The sequence below is a fragment of the Marinobacter sp. MBR-99 genome (genome assembly GCF_040547575.1).
Classification (GTDB): Bacteria; Pseudomonadota; Gammaproteobacteria; order Pseudomonadales; family Oleiphilaceae; genus Marinobacter.
Genome location: NZ_JBEPPY010000043.1, coordinates 1 through 3,875, shown reverse-complemented (window position 1 = coordinate 3,875; position 3,875 = coordinate 1). Strand labels below are relative to the sequence as shown.

The window sequence follows — 3,875 nt, the reverse complement described above, 5'->3', positions numbered from 1 at the left end:
GCAGCTTTGCCGTGGAATCAGTGGCAGCTTTCGCGTGGAATGGGTGGCAGGCTTCGTCTGGAATCAGTGGCAACCTTGGTCTGGAATACGCACCCAGCGGTTACCCGCTAAGCTGGAAGGCGACCAAGCACTACAAGGGAGAAGACTCATGAACTTTTACCATAGCACCCACCGCCATTATTGTGGAATCGATCTGCACGCCCGCAGCCTGTATGTCTGCATCATCGACCAACAGGGCGAGGTACTTCTGCACAAGGAAATCAAAGCGCGCCCGGAACCGCTACTGGCCCTGCTCGAACCGTTTCGTGATGATCTGGTGATCGGTGTCGAATGCATGCACTGCTGGTACTGGATCTCGGATCTGTGTGAAGAACACGGCATTCACTTTATCCTGGGCCATGCCTTGTATATGAAAGCCATTCACGGTGGTAAAACCAAGAACGACCGTATCGATTCTTTCAAAATCGCCATGCTCATGAAGGGCGGCAATTTCCCCCTGGCCTACGTTTATCCCAAGGAGATGCGGGCAACCCGGGATTTACTGCGCCGACGCACCCGCATCGTCCAGCACGGAGCCATGCTCAAGGCCCATGTGGTCAACACCACGAGCCAATACAACCTGCCGCCCAACAAGGTCAACCTGAAGAATGTGGGGGCCCGGGAACAGGTTCAGGCGGCCTTTGCCGGGCAGGATGTTCAGCACAACATCGATCTCGACCTGGCCATCATCGAATGCTATCACCGGGAACTCAGCAAGCTGGAAGAACACCTGGAACGGCAAGCCAAACAACATGATCCCGCTTCCCTGAGTGTGCTGAGGACCATTCCCGGTGTGGGGCGCATCCTGGCGCTGACCATTCTCTACGAAGTCGGCGATGTTCAACGCTTCGAATCAGTCCAGAAATTTGCTTCTTACGCCCGGCTCATCAAGTGCAAAGCCGAGTCTGCCGGCAAGGTCTACGGCACCCAGGGCAACAAGATCGGCAACGCCCATCTGAAGTGGGCATTCTCGGAGGCCGCCGTGCTGTACCTGCGGGGTAATGACAAGGCCCAGCGCTATCTACAGAAACTCCAGAAACGCATGAACAAACCCAAGGCGCTGTCCGCGCTGGCCCACAAGCTGGGCCGCGCTGCCTACTTCATGCTCAAGCATCAGAGGGTGTTCGATGAACAACGATTCCTGAAGGGTTAGTCACGCCACGGGGTGAGCATGACGTCTAACTGGATCAAACAGGATGATGACCGAAAGCCGGGTGTCCGCTGACTGGTACCCGATACCGAACCGGCCTTCTATCACCGCCGTTGAAGCCAGTCGCTTTGATTAGCCACCCCGTGGGCGTGCCTTAATACCATGAGCCAGTGCGCTTACACCGGTCCTGAGCCTGAAACTAACTGGAGCCATGCAGCCAGATCCTTGAATAGTGCCAGTGACCGGTTAACCGATGAATGTCTGGTGCCCCTGACCGACCGAAGGAACGACGGGTCAGGCTGTGGCCTAAAGCCACATAAGAGAGCCCCTATATGTGTTTGCTGTGAGTGCCTGACAGCCCCGCGAGACTGACGAAGCAGGCGTTCTCGCTCATGGGTTTAGGTTGGCCGCTGGCGCGGCCAAAAAAAGACTATTGCCTATTGATTCCGAGAAGGCTCTTTTGGGTTATGTGCGGCTTCAGGCTGCAACAAGCTTCTTCACGTTGAGCTCTTTGCGATGTTGTTCAGCATGCCAGAGTTCATATTGGGACTGCTGATTCAGCCAGCTTTCTGCCGAAGTGTCGAAAGCAATAGAGAGCCGAATCGCCATTTCGGGACTGATACCGGCCTTGCCATTCAGCACGGCACTCAGCGTTTTGCGGCTAACGCCCAATGCCTCTGCCGCCGCCGTGACAGAGAGGCCAAGGGGCTCAAGACAAAGCTCTCGCAGCACTTCACCCGGGTGTGGAGGGTTGTGCATTAACATTGGCGGTACCTCAGTGATAATCTTCGTAGTTCACAATCTCGGCATCTCCGTCTTCGAATCGGAAGGTCACTCGCCAGTTACCGCTGACGGTCACTGACCAGATTCCGGCACGATTGCCGGAGAGTTCGTGCAAGCGCAGACCCGGTAAGTCCATATCTTTGGCATTCGACGCTGCATTCAATCTACCGAGAATTAGCCGAAGCCTCTTTTCATGAGCGGCCTGAATCCCTGCAGTGCTGCCGGACTTGAAGAATTTTGCCAAGCCCTTGTGTTTGAAGCTTCGAATCATTCCCTGAATGTACCCTGTAACGCATCAGGTGTCAACGCACATAACGCCAGCGCACAACGGTGCACTTGTAATGGAGGCGCAGCCGCAATGAAAAGGGCGTCCGGCGGCCATCGGCCGCGTATTGATGCGCCTTGTTAGTGATCATTTTGGTAGCTTCGAGAGCACCTTCCCAAAGGCTTCGGTAACTGCTTTCAAGGCGTGTTCGTCGACAACCTTTGAATCCTCGTCGGCCGTTGAATTCTGACCGAAAATTCGCTCAGCCAACTGCCTTTTTAGATCTTGTTGTTGCTGCGGTTCTAAAGAGCTTATGAAAGGGTCAAAAGCTTTTACTTCCAAAGCAAACCACCTAGCCCTTTTTTCGTTGTTTCTGTGCCTTGTTGATTGCTGGGCAGAATAGGCTGCTCCCCACAAAAGAACCCCCGAGATAGAAAAGGCGATAAGCATCGTATGCCAAGGAAAGCGGATGTTCTGCAGTGGCTGTAGCTCAAAATTAACATCTTCAGACCCCGCTTGATCTGTTTCCTCACCCTCATTATCACCTTGCGAAATGACTTCACTTGCGACGTTACCAAAAGCACTCCAGCTCTCTGAGTTATAAAAGAACGAAAATACCAGCCATATAACTGTAAGAACAATAAAGCCAACTGAAACCTTTCTCCAACGATCAGCCTGCTCCCTTTCTTCATCTGCGCTTTTAATATATGCCGCGCCGACACTGTCACCCGCAGTCAATTCATATAGCTCAAGTATCGATTGGTGTTTTGATTTCGCGTCCTCTATGATTCGATCTAACTCACTTTCTAGCCGCCCCGTCTGCTGGTCTAGAGCTTCATCATGTTTATCAAGAATTTCTTGAACTTCCTTGTTTTTCTCGGAAGCGAAAGCATCCCGCCACTTGCTGAATTCTTGGCTTCGAGACTCTTGCGCAGAAGAGAATTGATTTTGCCAATCAGACAGTATTTTATTTAATTCAGCTTGCTTTAGCTCAATTTCTTCCGATAGAGATTTTAGCTTTTTGGCTTGTTCTTCGGTTAAAGAAGACAAATTTGCCAACTGACCGTCGAGATCCTCTTTTTTTGCAGACAGTCCATTAATCGTGCTGTCGATAACACTATCGATGTAAGAGATTCTGTCCTGCACTTCAGGGTCGTCAGAAAGGGACTGAATTATCGATAATTGTGTTAGCTGCTTGGAGACATGATCATTGATGGCGACTAAATGTGAGGCCTTGCCACTCTGCGTATAGGCATTTACTTGATTGTTAACATTTTGATGCCGCAGGTGATTGTTTAGCCCATCTAGTTGATTAACTGGCACCACTTCGGGATCAACTGATGCCAATACTTGCCGGTATCTCTCAATGATTTTCTTTAGACGACGTTGTTCCTCAACTTCTCCTTCAGATAGATTTTCAACATTGGAGCTTGCCGCGTTATCCAGCCACGAAAGGGTTTCATGTATTGGATGTTTATCAAAGGCTTCTTTCCATCGATTCATTTCGTCTCCAGAATAATGTTTCTTTCGCGGACGGCATCACTAACGAGGCTGTAGAAAAACCCAATTTTGAGCTCTGCCTACCGCCTGATTTTTGTAATTTTTGTCGCGGCCATCACTGACCGATGATTCCGATTC

At 51.0% G+C, this 3,875-nt stretch carries 4 protein-coding genes; 1 reads left to right on the top strand and 3 read right to left on the bottom strand.

The genetic code is table 11. The features are described from left to right. The first annotated feature begins 148 nt into the window (after positions 1–148). Positions 149–1,192, top strand: a complete 1,044-nt coding sequence (locus ABIE59_RS19810) for an IS110 family RNA-guided transposase (protein WP_354449522.1) — start codon at positions 149–151, stop codon at positions 1,190–1,192. A 474-nt stretch (positions 1,193–1,666) separates the two neighbouring features. Here the strand turns inward: ABIE59_RS19810 and ABIE59_RS19805 are convergent, their stop codons facing one another. From ABIE59_RS19805 to ABIE59_RS19795, 3 genes are all read right to left on the bottom strand, one after another. Further along, positions 1,667–1,954: a HigA family addiction module antitoxin gene (locus tag ABIE59_RS19805; protein ID WP_036148342.1), complete on the bottom strand. Its 288-nt coding sequence runs from the start codon at positions 1,952–1,954 to the stop codon at positions 1,667–1,669. Positions 1,955–1,964: 10 nt separating this feature from the next. Beyond that, complete coding sequence (locus ABIE59_RS19800; RefSeq protein WP_008174254.1) at positions 1,965–2,243, bottom strand: type II toxin-antitoxin system RelE/ParE family toxin; 279 nt, start codon at positions 2,241–2,243, stop codon at positions 1,965–1,967. 141 nt (positions 2,244–2,384) lie between these two features. After that, the gene (locus ABIE59_RS19795) at positions 2,385–3,740 is read right to left on the bottom strand and encodes a hypothetical protein (RefSeq protein WP_354449521.1); all 1,356 of its coding nucleotides are present in this window, start codon (positions 3,738–3,740) and stop codon (positions 2,385–2,387) included. Positions 3,741–3,875: the final 135 nt, after the last annotated feature.